A 14,906-nucleotide genomic window follows, 5' to 3' on the forward strand; every position below is an offset into this window, starting at 1 on the left:
CTTTTTCCGAAACGCGGGCGTTACAGATGCGTTTCCCTTGCTTGGCCAATCATCTGGTAAAGCGCGTCGAGCGCGCCGGACAGGGTACCCACCTCGTCGATCAGGCCGAGCGTGACCGCCTGCTTGCCGGAGATGACCGTACCTACGTCCGCAGTGAGCTGTCCGGTCTCGCGCATGAGCTGTTGCAGCCGTTCGGCGGAAATGCGCGAGTGCGTGGTGATGAAATCCACGATGCGCTCCTGAATCTTGGCGAGGTATTCAAAGGCCTGCGGCACGGCGATAATGGTGCCGTTCATGCGCACCGGATGGATGGTCATGGCGGCGGAGGCAGCAATAAAGCTCTTTTTCGCAGCCACGGCGAGCGGTACGCCGATCGAATGGCCGCCGCCCAGCACAAGCGAGACCGTCGGCTTGGTCATGCCCGCGATCAGTTCGGCGATCGCCAGGCCGGCTTCCACATCGCCGCCCACGGTGTTGAGCAGGATCAGCATGCCGTCGATCTCCTCCGCCTGCTCTACCGCAGTGATCTGCGGGATCAGATGCTCGTATTTTGTGGTTTTGTTCTGCGCGGGCAGCTCCATATGCCCTTCGATCTGGCCTACGATCGTGATGCAGTGGACCGTGCCGCGCGAGGTTTTAGCCGTGATCGAGCCGGTCTCCATAATATTATTTTCTTCCGGCGCCTGGATGGATGGGTGTTCCTCCGCCATATCGCTCCTCCTTTTTGATATAAAAATCCCTACGGTAGAGTATGCTTCGCGGTGGTGGTTTTCATGCGCGGCCCGCGCGGAGCAGGGAAATATTACAGACTGTAAACAGCGGATCCGGTAGAACAGGCAGCTTTTACAAGTAAATACCGGAAGTTATCCACTTTGTACACAGAGTTATCCCCAATGCATGGTGGAAAGCTTTGTGTATAAAGTGGATTTCGTCCGCCGGAAAGGGCGTGCTGCGGCACAGAGTTTCATTATGGAAACATGTCTTGCTGTTTGCGTGGAAATTTGCTACAATATAAATGAATATCCGCAAATTCGCGGTAATAATGGAGTGAGTATGGTAATGAGCAATCCTATCGTTACGATTGAAATGGAACAGGGCGGTATCATCCGCGCGGAGCTATATCCCGAGGTCGCGCCGAATACGGTGCGCAATTTTATTTCGCTGATCCAGAAGGGCTTTTATGACGGAACGATCTTCCATCGCGTTATTCCGGGCTTTATGATCCAGGGCGGCGATCCGGAAGGCACCGGAATGGGCGGCCCGGGCTATGAAATCCGCGGCGAATTCACCGCCAACGGCTTCCAGAACGACTTGAACCACACGCGCGGCGTGCTGTCCATGGCGCGCACCGCGGTGCCGGATTCCGCGGGCAGCCAGTTCTTCATCATGACCGAGGATTCGCCGCATCTGGACGGCCAGTACGCCTCTTTCGGCATGGTGACCGAGGGCATGGATGTGGTCGACGGGATCGTGAACGCCCCGCGCGACTGGCACGACCGTCCGCGCCAGGAGCAGCGCATGCGCAAGGTGACCGTCGATACGCTGGGCGTGGCGTACGAGGCGCCTGAAACCCTGTAAACGGAAAGAAGGGGAATGGTATTGTATTATACCAACAAAGAGATTTTCGTCCTTTCCGCGGTCGGCTGTATGGATACCGAGCCGGATGGGCTGGAGTCCATCCTGGCAGGGAATGAGGAGGGCGCAAAAGGCTGCTGTCTGTCGGTTGATATGACCGCGGACGGTATCGCGGTGCTGTCGTCAGACGGGTACTGCGTGGCGAACGACGGAACGCGGTTGAGCATCACGGATTACAGCTACGCGGAGCTGCACCAGGCGGCACCGCAGCTTGTCCCCGCCGGACAGGCGATCGAGCTGGCGCGCACCTGCCGGGCAAAAATCGCGATCACGGTACATAACCAGACGCTTCTGCCGCAGCTCCGCATCACCCTGCGCCATTCCGAATGGCTGGACAATACGATCTTTGTCGGCCTGGGCCTGGTGGAGGCGGCGCGCATCGCAGTCGCTAACCCTGACCTGCACATCATGGGCGAGCTGCCCGCGCTGCCGGACAATATAGACGCGCTGGTGCGCGCGGCGCAGACGACCGGCCTGTTCGGCCTGCGCGCGGCGGCGGGCGACCTGACGCCGGCGCTGCTCTCGGCCTGCCGGAGGGCGGGGCTGTTCACCATGAGCCTGCCGACAAATGACGAGCGCACGCTGGCAGGGCTGATCCGCAGCGGCGTCAACTTTATTGAAACGGCGCGGCCGGATATTACGTCCATGCTGCTGCCGGCGGGCGAGGCGGAGCCGCACCAGATCCCGCTAATGCGGTTTTGATCCCTGTTTGTTGATAAAACCCCCGGAAAAGCTGTTCCGGGGGTTTGTTGCGTTTTTATTATGTCTGATTTCCCACCGCCCGATGTAAGACGCATTTGGCAAGCAGGACGGCTGCCGCAAGGACTAGGGCGCTGATGGTGAGCCAAAGCGGTATCGGCGTTTGGAGCTGTGTCCTGCAATATACCGAGCACAGCAGGAACAGCAGGCCAATGGCTTCGAGCAGTCTGGACAGAAATCGGTCTGCCTGCTTGAGATGGCTGCGCTTGTCTGCCCGTGTGTGCTTTGCCATCCCGAGGATGTCAGTCAGCACCTCTGCGGCCTCGGTGTGGCGGACAGTCTCGGCGGGAATTCGCCGTCCCTGCATCAACTCCAGCACGCTGACGTCCAGCGCCGCCGCAAGCGGTTCGATGAGGCTGATATCCGGCAGGCCCGCGCCCCGTTCCCACTTGCTGACCGCTTTATCAGTCACATGCAGCCTGGCCGCCAGCTCTGCCTGTGTCATGTTCCGCTCCCGACGTACCGCGGCGATAAAAACGCCTGTTTTTATTGCATCCATTGCTATATCCTCCTTTTGGGGAAAAGTATACCGTATCAGACAGCCTGGTGCAACCGACGCAAAGTTGAGGCAGTATTAGCGGCGTTCTACGGTGCGTCGATGCGTTGTTGAGCGGTAAAATGCGGGGGAGAGGCTTTCCCTTATCTATCTTTTGTGTTATAATAAAACGGTATATATCCATTTATCCCGATATTTGAAAGGAGCCGCGGCTGTGGCTGACATTTCCGTACAAAATCTCACCAAATATTACGGCGACCGCCTCATCCTACAGGATATTTCCTTTGATATCCAGCCAGGGGAAAAGGTCGCCATTCTGGGCGCGAACGGCGCGGGCAAGACCACCCTGCTTAATATCCTCACCGGCCGCCTGCCCTATGACGGGGGGCATGTTTCGCTTGGCGCGGGCAAGAACGCGGGCGTGATCGACCAGATGCCGGATTTCCCGCCGGAATCCACGGTCGAGGATGTGCTGCGCCTGGCTTTCCGCGAATCCGACGAGGTCGCCGCCGCGATGGACGCGCTGACCGATGAGATGGCCCGCAAGCCGGAAGACGCCTCGCTGCTCAAACGCTACGCCCAGCTTGAAACCCGTCTGGAGCTCCTCGGCGGCTACAACCGTGATTTTGAGATCGACCGTGTGTGCAACGGTCTGGAAATCCCCGCAGCCATGCGCGCGCAGCCGTTCGCGTTGCTCTCGGGCGGCGAAAAGACGCGCATCAACCTGGCGCGCATCATCCTGGAGCAGACCGACATTCTGCTGCTGGACGAGCCGACCAACCATCTGGACATGGACGCGGTCGATTGGCTGGGCAGTTACCTCGAGTCCTATCGCGGCACGGTGATGATTATTTCGCACGACCGCTGGTTCATTGACCAGTGCTGCGACCGTGTGATCGAGATTCACGACTGCACCTGCGAGTTCTACAACGGCAACTACTCCTATTACGCGGTCGAGCGCGAACGCCGCCGCGAGGAACAGCTCAAGCATCACGAGCACGAGCTGGCCGAGAAAAAACGGCTGGAAGCGGTCGCCCGCATCATGCACGAGCACGGCACCGAGCATTTGGCCAAGCGCGCCGCCTCAATCGAAAAGCGCATCGCGCGCATGACCGTAACCGACCGCCCGAAAAAGGACAAAAAGCTGACCGTCACCTTCGGCGACCCGAACTACGAGACCGAAGAAGTGTTAAAGGTTCGGGATATTACAAAGAGTTATGAAGGGCGTGAAATATTACACGGTATCAGCTTCAACATCCGCAACCGCGAGAAAGTCGCCCTGCTGGGCGCAAACGGCGCGGGCAAGACCACCCTGCTCAGGATCCTGCTGGGGGAGGAAACGCCGGACGAGGGTACGATCCGCAAGGGCGTGGGCCTGAAGCCTGCCTATCTGCCGCAGCAGGTGCATTTCGCCAACCCACACCGCAACCTGATCGACACGCTGATCTATGACAAGAACGTGTCCATGCAGGTCGCGCGCAACCGGCTGGGCTCGTTCCAGTTCACGGGCGAAACGCAGATGAAAACGGTCGATATGCTGTCCGGCGGCGAAAAAAGCCGCCTGCGCCTGTGCGAGCTGATGTACGACCCCCTGAATTTCCTCATTCTGGACGAGCCGACCAACCACCTCGACCTTGCCAGCCGCGAGTGGATCGAAGAGGCGGTGGAGGCGTTCGACGGCACGCTGCTGTTCGTCTCGCACGACCGGTACTTCGTCGAGCGGTTCGCCACCCGCGTGCTGTATCTGGAAAACGGGCGGCTGACCGACTTCATCGGCTCGTATTCCGACTTTTTGAAATTCCGTGAACGGGGCGAGCTGCCCGAGGCGCCTGCCTCCGCGCCGGCCCCCAGGCGGAAAAAGCCCGATGCGCCGACGCTGGACGACGTACCCCGTCCGCCGGAAAAACCCAAGCGCACCGGCGGCACCAAAAACCTGCAAAAGCAACTCAGCGCGCTCGAACGTGAAATTTCCCAGCTCGAGCTGCAGTCGGCCGAGTTGGAGCAGCAGATGATCGACGCGTCCTCGGACTCGGCGCGGCTACTCGAACTGATGACCAAAAAGGAGCAATGCGACGAGTCGCTCGCCGCGAAAATGGACGAATGGGAGGCCGTGGCCGCCGAGCTGGAGGAGCTGCAGCAATGAGCGAACGGAAGATCTGGCTCGCGCTGGCGGCGGTGTTCGCTGCGGGCGGCGTGGTGCAGCTACCCTGGGCGCCCTCGCGGTTCGGCGGCGTGTTTTTCCTTACGCTGGCCGCCGGCTGCGCGGGCGAATGGCTGATGCTGCGCCTGCGGGAGCGGCACAGGGTATGCCGCGTGCTGTCCGTTGTGGGACGTGTGCTGTTCGGCTTGTTCGTAGTATCGTTCGTCGCGGTGCAGGGCGTCATCCTGCACGGGATGCGCGCCGATCCGGAAGCCGGAGACGCGGATTACCTGCTGGTGCTGGGCGCGCGGGTGTATGAGGACGGCCGTCCGTCCGCGGCGCTGGCCGCACGGCTGGATACGGCGTATGATTTCCTGCAGGCGCACCCCGAGGCTACCGCCATCCTGTGCGGCGGGCAGGGGAGCAACGAGCCGTGTCCGGAGGCGGAGGCGATGTATGATTACCTGACCGCCAGAGGCATGAACGCGGACCGTCTGCTGCTCGAGGACGAATCCAACAATACGATACAGAACATTGAAAACGCCCGTGCCCTGATCGGGGACGGACACAGGACCGCGGTGGTGACGAGCGATTACCACCTTGCACGCGCCCGCGTGCTGATGGTGCGCGGTGGGTTGGACGCGGCCGGCATCCCCGCGCCGACGCCCTATCCGGCGCAGCGCGTGGCGGTGCATTGTCGGGAGTATTGCTCCATCCTGGGGCTGATGCTCACCGGCAGGTGGCAGGGCGGCACGGGAAAGGATATGCCGGCCGCGTAAGGCGGCGGAATCGGAAAGGAACCTGTTATGTTTGACAAACTGAACGCTCTTGCGCAGCGCATGGACGAGCTGGAGGCCCGTCTCGCCGAGCCGGGCCTGTATGACGACCCCAGCCGCGCGGCCAAGCTCCTCAAGGAGCGCAACGAGCTGGAACCGATCATCCAGACGTTCCGCGCCTGCCAAAAGGCACGGCGGGCGCAGGAGGACGCGCTGGATATGCTGTCCGATCCGGATATGAAGGAACTGGCGCAGGAGGAGCTGCAGCAGGCCAAGGCTGATATCGCGCGGCTGGAGGACGAGCTGAAGCTCCTGCTCCTGCCCAAGGACCCGAATGACAACAAGAACATTTTTGTCGAGATCCGCGGCGGCGCGGGCGGCGAGGAAAGTGCTCTGTTCGCCGCCGACCTGTACCGCATGTACACCATGTACGCGGATAAGCGCGGCTGGCAGACCGAGGTGATGAGCGCGTCCGAAACCGAGCTGGGCGGCTATAAGGAGATCGTGTTCCGCGTGGCGGGCGATAAGGTGTATTCCCGCCTGAAATTTGAGAGCGGCGTACACCGCGTCCAGCGCGTGCCGGAAACCGAGTCGCAGGGCCGCGTACACACTTCGACCACCACGGTGGCCGTGCTGCCCGAGGCCGAGGAGGTGGATTTTTACATCGACCCCAAGGACCTGCGCATCGACACGTTCCGGTCATCCGGCGCAGGCGGCCAGCATATCAATAAAACATCCTCGGCCATCCGCGTGACCCATATCCCGACGAACACGGTGGTCGAATGTCAGGACGAGCGCAGCCAGCACAAGAACAAGGATAAGGCGCTGCGCGTGCTGCGCGCCCGTCTGTACGAAGCCGAGGAGGAAAAGCAGAAGGCCGCGATCGCCGCGGACCGCAGAAGCCAGGTCGGCACGGGCGACCGTTCGGAGCGCATCCGCACCTATAACTTTCCGGAAAACCGTGTGTCCGACCACCGCATCAAGCTGACGCTCTACAAGCTCGACCAATTCCTGAACGGGGATATGGACGAGATACTCGACGCCCTGATCGCCGCCGACACGGCTGAAAAGCTCAAGGCGCAGGGCGAAGCATGATCCCTGGAAAGGAGAATCCCAATGAACGAAATTTCTGCCCTTTGGCAGTCCGCGCCATGGCTGGTGGTGGGCGGCGCGCTGGTGCTGATCAACATTGTGCTGCTGCTCCTGAAGCTGACCCGCAAGCTGATCTTTCTGGCGGCCGGTGCGCTGCTGATCGCGGTCGGCATCTATACGGGCGTGATTGACGCGCCCGTCGGCCTGCTGGCGCTGCCGTTTTTCGCGATTTAACAGCGCGGTTACAAATCTCCGCTTTGCCGCTGCTATAATGAGGGCAGGAGAGATCGCTATGGGACTTGGCGCTGTATTCCGGCCTTGGGCTGACGCTGCTCGGCATCCTGGTGTTTCTGGCGGGGAGTATCCTGCTGTTCGCGGGCGTGCTGCTGCTGGGCGGGGGCGTTTGGCAGGCGAACGGCTTTTTCGGCCTTGGCCTCGGCGTGCCGCGCGATTTTACCGCGGAAAACTGGGCGAAGACCGCGCCGGACTATACCGACTCGCCGGAGCTGCTGGCCTACATCATTGACATGCCGTTTGACGAGTCCACCCTGGATATTTACCTGCAAAATGGTCGCGTCACAGGAACGGACCGCACACTGGAGCATTAAATTTCCCACTGATGGAAGTGTAATTGATGAAAACAAGCATACTTTCCCCACAATTTGATAAAGATGCCATAAGGATCGCCGCAGACCTGATTCGGCGGGGTGAAGTGGTGGGGATGCCCACGGAAACCGTGTACGGGCTGGCGGCAAACGCCCTGAATGGGGAAGCGGTGGCGAAAATCTTCCGCGCCAAGGGACGGCCGCAGGATAATCCGCTGATCGTCCACATCGCGGATTTTAATCAGATTTCCGATTTGTGTCCCGCGGTGCCGCCGCAGGCAGTGGCGCTGGCCGAAGCGTTCTGGCCCGGGCCGCTGACCATGATCGTACCCAAAGGGAGCTGCATTCCAAACGAGGTATCGTGCGGGCTGGACACGGTGGGTATCCGTCTTCCGTCGCACCCGCTGGCGCGCGCGCTCATCCGTGCGGCGGGCGTGCCGCTGGCCGCCCCCTCCGCAAACACCTCCGGCCGCCCCTCGACCACTACGGCGGCACACGTCCTGTGCGATTTGGACGGCAAGATCGCTGCGATTTTGGATGGCGGGCCGTGCGGCGTGGGCGTGGAATCCACGGTCGTCACTCTCGCGCTGGACAAGCCGCGCCTGCTGCGGCCGGGCGGCGTGACGCTCGAACAGCTCCGCGCCGTGCTGGGCGAGGTCGAGGTCGACCGCGCGCTGTATGAGAAGATAGGGGATGAGGTCAGGGTGTCCGCGCCCGGCATGAAATACCGCCACTATGCCCCGAAAGCGCCGGTAACGGTTGTGCGGGGCGACCCACAACACACGGCGCAGTATATTAAAGAGCATATCAGCGGCCCCACTGGTGTGCTGTGCTTTGATGAATACAGGGAGTGCTTCCCTACCTGCGTGGTGGAGTGCTTCGGCTCCCAAGCCGACCTCGCGGCGCAGGCGCGCGAGGTGTTCGACCGCTTGCGGGCGTTCGACGAAACCGACGTCCGGCAGATCTGGGCGCAGTGTCCGTCTGACGAGGGGCTGGGGTTGGCGGTAGCAAACCGCATTAAAAAGGCGGCGGGTTTCGCGGTGATCGAGCTTTGAGTGGGGTGCATATCCAGCCAGGGGGTGTGGGATAATGAAAATCATAGGCTTGACCGGCGGCAGCGGCACGGGCAAAGGCACGGTCGCCGCGCGGATGCGCGAACAGGGCGCGGGCTGGGTGGATGCGGACGTGGTCTACCGCCGCCTGTGTGCGGAAAACCGCGAGATGCTCGCGGCGCTGGACGCGGCGTTCGGCGGCGTGCTGGATGGAACCGGCGCGCTCGACCGCCCGAAGCTGGCGCGGCTCGTATTTTCCGATCCCGACCGGCTGCGCGAGCTGAACCGTATCACGAACCCCTATATCCGCGCCGCGTCGCGCGCGGCCATACAGGCGCAGGCCGCCTGCCCGATCGTGTTGTACGACGCGCCGACCCTGTTTGAGGCGGGCGCGGACGATCTGTGCGAAAAGACGGTCGGCGTGCTGGCGGATACCGAAACGCGTGTGCGGCGCGTGATGGCCCGCGACGGCATTTCCGAGCAGGCCGCGCGCGCGCGCATCCTTGCCCAGCCGGACGATGGCTTTTACCGCGCCCGCTGCGACCATATCTTGGAAAACAACGGCGACCTCGCCGCGCTCTGGCGGGAAACCGATGCTTTATATACCATTTTGAGCAAAGGAGAACGAAAATGACCTCTGAACAGCTTTTTTATGACAAGAAAACCGGCTTCGACCGGCTGACCGGCAGCGACAAAAAGAACATCCAGTCCTATGCCGGGGACTACAAGAAATTTCTGGACGAAGCCAAGACCGAGCGCGACGCGGTCAAGGAAATGGTTCGTCTGGCGGAGGCCAAGGGTTTCCGCGCATGGACGCGGGATGATACCGTCAAGCCTGGCGACAAGCTCTACCAGGTCAACCGTCACAAAGGGATCACGCTGGCCGTGATCGGCAAAAAGAGCCTCAAGGAGGGCGTGCGTCTGACCGCTGCCCATCTGGACGCGCCGCGTGTGGATATCCGCACTGTGCCGCTGTACGAGGACGGCGGCATGGCCTTTTTCAAGACCCACTATTACGGCGGCATCAAAAAGTACCAGTGGACCGCCATTCCGCTCGAGCTGCGCGGCGTGGTGTGCGTTTGCCACAACGGGCAAATGAAAACAGTCGAGGTGCGCATCGGCGACAAGCCGGAGGACCCCAGGTTCGTCATCACCGATCTGCTGCCCCATCTGGCCTCTGAGCAGATGACCAAAAAGGCGACCGAGGTTGTTAAGGGCGAGGGCCTGAACGTGCTGGTCGGCTCGGTGCCGAGCGAGACCGTGGACGAGAAATGCGGCGAGAAGATCAAACTTGCGGTCATGGAATACCTGAATAAGCAGTACGGCATGGTGGAAGCGGACTTCCTCTCCGCCGAGCTGTGCTGCGTGCCTGCCTTCCCCGCATGCGACATTGGCTTTGACCGTTCGTTTGTCGGCGCTTACGGCCACGACGACCGCGTGTGCTCCTACACCGCAGCGACCGCGCTGCTCGATCTCAAAACCACGCCCGCGCACACCTGCGTCTGCCTGCTGGTGGACAAGGAGGAAACCGGCTCGGACGGTGTAACCGGCATGCAGTCGCGCGCGTTCGATACCTTCATGGCCGACCTGTGCCGCGCGCAGGGCGCGCTGGTGGAGGAATGCTATGAAAACTCGGTGTGCCTGTCCGCAGACGTATGCAACGCCTTTGACCCCAACTTCCCTGAGGTGTCTGAAAAGCGCAACGATGCCCGCGCCAACTGCGGCTTTGCGCTGGTCAAATATACGGGCGCGCGCGGCAAGTCCGGCACGTCGGACGCGACCGCCGAGCTGATGGCGCGCATCCGCTGCATTTTTGACAAGGCGGGCGTGGTCTGGCAGACAGGCCAGCTCGGTAAGGTCGATCAGGGCGGCGGCGGCACAGTGGCGATGTACCTGGCCAACCGCAACATCGATACGGTGGACGCGGGCGTACCCGTGCTTTCCATGCACGCGCCGTTCGAGGTGATCGCCAAGCTCGACCTGTATATGGCCTACAAGGGCTTCGGGGCGTTCTATAAGGACTGAGACGGAAAACGCACAAGACGGCGGCCGGATACCGGCCGCCGTCTTTATTACACCTCTGTTACATTTTGCAGGCGGGCGCGGGACGCCGTGTTATAATAGGGAGCAGCTAAGGAAAATAACAGCTTCCAAAAGGAGGATTTATAAAAATGACATTCAAACAGGTGCTTTCGTTTTTTTTGACCGGCGCGACGGTGCTGTCCATGTCGGCCACCGCACTGGCGGCGGACACCGCGTCCGACGTGGCGGAGGATACGGGCGCCAATACGGTGGTGGATGGGCTGGAGACTGCCCTGCCGGCCGACGTGGCCGATACCGCGTGGTATGCGCCGGCGGTCCACTATGTGCTGGAGCAGGGACTGATGGATCTTGCCGCGCCGGTGGACGCGGGCTTCTGGCCGCTGCACGCGGTCAGCCGTCAGGCGGTTGCGGACGCGCTCTACCGTGATGCCAAAAACAGGGACGAAAAGCTGACAGCGGGCGCCGCGGGCATGGGCATCCGCGAGATGGCCGACTACGCGGATATCGGTCAGGACTACTATCCGGCGATGACTTTCTGCTTTGACGCAGGCATCCTCACCGGCGACGACGAGAAACGCCTGCGCCCTGGGAAAACGGTTTCCCGCGAGGAGTTCGCGGTGATGCTGACGCGCTACCTCGGCCTGCTGGAGGAGAACGGCCTGACCGAAACTGTGCCGGGCGACGGCATGGCCGTGCAGGAGTTCACCGACGCTTCGCAGATCTCGGATTGGGCGGCGGACAGCGTTGCGTTCTGCCTGAAGAATGGGCTGATGAACGGCAACACGGACGGTTCGTTCGCTCCGCAGGGCAATGTGCTTCGCGCGGAACTAGCGCAGGTTTTGAGAAACATCGCCTCGGATGCCGGCCGGTAAGACAACCCCAAAAGAAAAACCGCTGTATCCGGGTGGATACGGCGGTTTTTTGCCTATGCCGAGGCAGTCAGTCAAAGATGGAAAACTCGATCTCTTCGAGCGAGTAGCCCTCCTCCAAAATCATCGGCGCGCGCAGGTTGTTATCCGCAAGCGCGGCCGGCAGGTGGGCGATGCTCATGTGCAGCTCGCTTCCGCCGCCCTCCCGCGGGGACAGGAGCAGGCTGCCGCCGTGGGCCTGCGCGATGCGCTGGATCAGGGGCAGACCGAGGCCGAGCGGCGCGCCGCAGCGCGCCAGGGAAAGGTAATCGTCCAGCGAAACCTGCCGCTCCCAGCCAGTCAGGAGCGCTTCAAACAGCTCCGCATCCAGGCCGGGGCCGCGATCCGCAACCGTGATGGTCGCAAAGCTGCTGTCGTCGGTCAGGGTAAGGACGATATCGCCGCCCGCGGGGGACGCGTGCAGCGCGTTGGACAGAAGGTTGTATAGAGCCTTTTGGATCAGCTGCGGCTCGATCAGCGCGTCGCAGAAATCGGGCGCGTGTACGGTGATGTTTTTGGTGCCGTGCGACGGGCCGTACAGCACCGCATTGGCCGCGGCCGTCTGGCAGAGAGCCACGAGGTCGGTGCGGTACAGGCGGAGCTGCTCGGTGAGAGGCGGGTCGTGCAGGAAATCGGAATGGGTTAGTATGCGGTGCATACGCAGGCATTGCTTGCGCAGCTCGGCCGCGAGGGCGGGATCCTGCACCTGTTCTGCGCAGGCGAAAAGCGTGCCGAGATACTGCGCGCTTTTTGCGTGCAGTACGCGCAGGCTCCCGTCGTAAGAGGAGCGGTTGTCGTGCAGGAACGCGAGCAGCGCGCCGCCGCGGTGCGGCAGCAGTTCCAGGCGGTATTCGGCGCCGTCCAGCTCCTCATAAACGGTGCGCGGTGCCTGCTGCACGATGCAGTCGCGCAGCGCGCCGGCGGAGGCGCCGCTCAAGAGCTGGTCGATGCGTTCGAGCGGGTGCAGGCCGGTCAGGCGCGCCGCGGCGTCGTTGCAGGCCTCAATATATAGCGTCGGTCCTACTGTGAGCAATGCTGCGTCGTGCAGCGCGGTACGGTTCAGCAGGGCGCGCAGAGCCGCGCTGTCAAGCTGAGAGAAAAATGTATCCGCCATCTCTATCCTCCGAATCGCTGATCTTTCTGTTTCTTTGTGGGTATAAGGCTGCTTACGGACTGCAATACTATATTTTGTATGATGCTTCTATTATACCACCAGACGGGACCGCTTTGCAAAGAAAAATGTACAAAAACCCAGAATATAATGACAAAAATTTCACAAATATTACACCTTGCGGCATATCGTCCAGATAGTGTATAATAAAGCCATCGACAAGAAGATAATTGTCAAAATTGAGGAGGAACACTGCAAATGGCTATTAAAGTAGGTATCAATGGCTTTGGCCGTATCGGCCGTATGGTTTTCCGCGCTGGTCTGAAGAACCCGAATATCGAATTCGTAGCGGTAAACGATCCGTTCATGACGCCGGACTACATGGCGTACATGCTCAAGTACGACACCATGCACGGCCGCTATGACGGTACCATTGAGTATGACGACAACTCCATCACCGTGGATGGCAAGAAGGTTCTGTTCCACGCTGAGATGGATCCCAAGAACATCCCGTGGGGTAAGGACGGCGTTGATTACGTTGTCGAGTCCACCGGCGTTTTCCTGACCAAGGAAAAGGCGCAGGCGCACATCGACGGCGGCGCGAAGAAGGTCATCATGTCCGCCCCGTCCAAGGACGACACCCCGATGTTCGTTATGGGCGTTAACCAGGACACCTACACCAAGGATATGACCTTTGTTTCCAACGCTTCCTGCACCACCAACTGCCTGGCGCCGATCGCCAAGGTTCTGGACGAGGCGTTCGGCATCACCGAGGGCCTGATGACCACCGTTCACTCCACCACCGGCACCCAGAAGACCGTTGACGGCCCCTCCAAGAAGGACTGGCGCGGCGGCCGTGCGGCTTCCGGCAACATCATCCCGTCCTCCACTGGCGCTGCCAAGGCGGTAGGCAAGGTTTACCCGAAGCTGAACGGCAAGCTGACCGGTATGTCCATGCGTGTTCCGACCTTGGACGTGTCCGTTGTTGACCTGACCTGCAATCTGGCTAAGCCGGCCACCTACGACGAGATCTGCGCGGCGATGAAGGCTGCTTCTGAGAAGCCGCTTTACGAGGGCGGCCTGAAGGGCGTTCTGGGTTACACCGACGAGGACGTTGTTTCTTCCGACTTCCTGGGCGACGAGCGCACCTCCATCTTCGACAAGAAGGCTGGCATCGCGCTGACCGACACCTTCGTCAAGGTTGTTTCCTGGTACGACAACGAGTGGGGCTACTCCAACAAGCTGCTGATGCTCATCGAGCACATGGCTGAGGTTGACAACAAGTAAGTCAGTCCTGTAGCAACGTAAAACCAAAAGACCTCTTGTGATCTGCACAAGAGGTCTTTTTGTGAAAGGGGAAAACTGTGTGAAGCGGGATAAAATGCTGCGCGGCGTGCTGCTGACGCTGACGGGCGGTATCTTTTGGGGGCTTTCCGGCGCCTGCGGCCAGTTCCTGCTGCAGGCAAAGGGCGTACCGACCGGATGGCTGGTTTCGGTGCGCCTGTTGTCGGCCGGCGCGATCCTGCTGCTGCTATGCTTGCTGCGGGGCGAAAAGCAGGTGTTCCGCATCTGGAAGCAGGACGCCGCCGGCATCCTGGTGTTTGGCGTGCTGGGCATGAGCATGTGCCAGTATACATATTTTTCCGCAATCACATACTCCAACGCGGGGACCGCCACCGTGCTGGAGTATCTTTCGCCGGTCCTGATCCTGGTGTACCTATCGGTCCGCAGCCGCCGCCCGCCACGGGGCATTGAGGTGCTGTCCATCCTGCTGGCCGTGGGCGGAACCTTCCTGCTGGCGACGCACGGGCATCCGGGGGAGATGGTCCTGTCCAGCCGTGCGCTGTTCTGGGGGCTGCTGAGCGCGGTAGCCATGTCGATCTATGCGGTGCAGCCGGTGCCGCTGCTGCATAAATACGGTGCGGCGCTTGTAACAGCATGGGGCATGCTGCTCGGCGGCACGGCGCTGTCCTTCCTGTTCCGCCCGTGGCGGATGCCTGTGACGCTGGACGCCGGGGCGGTCAGCGCGCTCGCGGTCGTTGTTCTGGTCGGCTCGGTCGCGGCGTTCACGCTGCATCTGGAGGGGATCCGATTGGTCGGACCCGAGAAGGGCAGCCTGTTTTCCTCGATCGAGCCGGTGTCCGCGACGGTGCTTGCCGTTCTCTGGATGAAAGCGGATTTCAGCCCGACCGACCTGATCGGCTTTGCACTGATTTTGTCCACCATTTTCCTGCTTGCACGGGATAAGCAGGAGGAATAGGGTGTATGGCAGTAAGCGTCCCCTGGTTT

General features: G+C 61.1%; 16 protein-coding genes. 13 read left to right on the forward strand and 3 right to left on the reverse strand.

Annotated features, from left to right (window positions below; all coding sequences use genetic code 11):
- Positions 1–20: 20 nt before the first annotated feature.
- Complete coding sequence (locus tag RX717_RS00460) at positions 21–710, reverse strand: ClpP family protease (protein ID WP_107631293.1); 690 nt, start codon at positions 708–710, stop codon at positions 21–23.
- A gap of 349 nt (positions 711–1,059) precedes the next feature.
- Here RX717_RS00460 and RX717_RS00465 point away from each other — a divergent pair, with 349 nt between their 5' ends.
- Together RX717_RS00465 and RX717_RS00470 are read left to right on the forward strand one after the other, a co-directional pair.
- On the forward strand, positions 1,060–1,578 hold the full coding sequence (locus RX717_RS00465) for a peptidylprolyl isomerase (RefSeq protein WP_054328039.1): 519 nt from the start codon (positions 1,060–1,062) through the stop codon (positions 1,576–1,578).
- 15 nt (positions 1,579–1,593) lie between these two features.
- Positions 1,594–2,337 carry a hypothetical protein gene (locus tag RX717_RS00470; protein ID WP_107631292.1) on the forward strand — a complete coding sequence of 248 codons (744 nt, stop codon included), beginning with the start codon at positions 1,594–1,596 and terminating at the stop codon, positions 2,335–2,337.
- Positions 2,338–2,395: 58 nt separating this feature from the next.
- Here RX717_RS00470 and RX717_RS00475 read toward each other — a convergent pair whose 3' ends face one another.
- Positions 2,396–2,893: a helix-turn-helix domain-containing protein gene (locus RX717_RS00475; protein ID WP_107631291.1), complete on the reverse strand. Its 498-nt coding sequence runs from the start codon at positions 2,891–2,893 to the stop codon at positions 2,396–2,398.
- A gap of 211 nt (positions 2,894–3,104) precedes the next feature.
- On the opposite strand from RX717_RS00475, the gene RX717_RS00480 reads away from it, so the two are divergent.
- The 9 genes from RX717_RS00480 to RX717_RS00520 all read left to right on the forward strand — a co-directional run bounded on the left by RX717_RS00480 (position 3,105) and on the right by RX717_RS00520 (position 11,470).
- Positions 3,105–5,033 carry an ABC-F family ATP-binding cassette domain-containing protein gene (locus RX717_RS00480; RefSeq protein WP_107631290.1) on the forward strand — a complete coding sequence of 643 codons (1,929 nt, stop codon included), beginning with the start codon at positions 3,105–3,107 and terminating at the stop codon, positions 5,031–5,033.
- Positions 5,030–5,809: a YdcF family protein gene (locus RX717_RS00485; protein WP_159068126.1), complete on the forward strand. Its 780-nt coding sequence runs from the start codon at positions 5,030–5,032 to the stop codon at positions 5,807–5,809. Before RX717_RS00480 ends, RX717_RS00485 begins: the two co-directional genes overlap by 4 nt.
- Before the next feature lie 27 nt (positions 5,810–5,836).
- Complete coding sequence (prfA, locus tag RX717_RS00490) at positions 5,837–6,901, forward strand: peptide chain release factor 1 (RefSeq protein ID WP_107631288.1); 1,065 nt, start codon at positions 5,837–5,839, stop codon at positions 6,899–6,901.
- A 21-nt stretch (positions 6,902–6,922) separates the two neighbouring features.
- Positions 6,923–7,132 (forward strand): hypothetical protein, encoded by a 210-nt coding sequence (locus RX717_RS00495; protein WP_054328011.1) that lies wholly within the window; start codon positions 6,923–6,925, stop codon positions 7,130–7,132.
- A gap of 65 nt (positions 7,133–7,197) precedes the next feature.
- The gene (locus RX717_RS00500) at positions 7,198–7,506 is read left to right on the forward strand and encodes a hypothetical protein (RefSeq protein ID WP_054328010.1); all 309 of its coding nucleotides are present in this window, start codon (positions 7,198–7,200) and stop codon (positions 7,504–7,506) included.
- 26 nt (positions 7,507–7,532) lie between these two features.
- Entirely contained in the window at positions 7,533–8,558 is a 1,026-nt protein-coding gene (locus RX717_RS00505) for an L-threonylcarbamoyladenylate synthase (protein ID WP_054328009.1), read from the forward strand.
- A gap of 34 nt (positions 8,559–8,592) precedes the next feature.
- Positions 8,593–9,189 carry a dephospho-CoA kinase gene (coaE, locus tag RX717_RS00510; protein ID WP_316960491.1) on the forward strand — a complete coding sequence of 199 codons (597 nt, stop codon included), beginning with the start codon at positions 8,593–8,595 and terminating at the stop codon, positions 9,187–9,189.
- Positions 9,186–10,580, forward strand: coding sequence for an aminopeptidase (locus tag RX717_RS00515; protein ID WP_147574262.1), 1,395 nt, complete (start codon positions 9,186–9,188; stop codon positions 10,578–10,580). Before coaE ends, RX717_RS00515 begins: the two co-directional genes overlap by 4 nt.
- Positions 10,581–10,726: 146 nt before the next feature.
- Positions 10,727–11,470, forward strand: coding sequence for an S-layer homology domain-containing protein (locus tag RX717_RS00520; RefSeq protein WP_316960492.1), 744 nt, complete (start codon positions 10,727–10,729; stop codon positions 11,468–11,470).
- A 67-nt stretch (positions 11,471–11,537) separates the two neighbouring features.
- Here the strand turns inward: RX717_RS00520 and RX717_RS00525 are convergent, their stop codons facing one another.
- Positions 11,538–12,620: an ATP-binding protein gene (locus RX717_RS00525; RefSeq protein WP_054328006.1), complete on the reverse strand. Its 1,083-nt coding sequence runs from the start codon at positions 12,618–12,620 to the stop codon at positions 11,538–11,540.
- 255 nt (positions 12,621–12,875) lie between these two features.
- Here RX717_RS00525 and gap point away from each other — a divergent pair, with 255 nt between their 5' ends.
- A complete protein-coding gene (gap, locus tag RX717_RS00530) occupies positions 12,876–13,904 on the forward strand; it encodes a type I glyceraldehyde-3-phosphate dehydrogenase (RefSeq protein ID WP_107631285.1) in 1,029 nt (342 codons plus the stop codon).
- Between the two features lie 79 nt (positions 13,905–13,983).
- On the forward strand, positions 13,984–14,877 hold the full coding sequence (locus RX717_RS00535; RefSeq protein WP_159068125.1) for a DMT family transporter: 894 nt from the start codon (positions 13,984–13,986) through the stop codon (positions 14,875–14,877).
- Positions 14,878–14,906 lie beyond the last annotated feature (29 nt).

The sequence above is a fragment of the Intestinibacillus sp. NTUH-41-i26 genome (genome assembly GCF_032769475.1).
Lineage (GTDB): Bacteria > Bacillota > Clostridia > Oscillospirales > Butyricicoccaceae > Agathobaculum > Agathobaculum ammoniilyticum.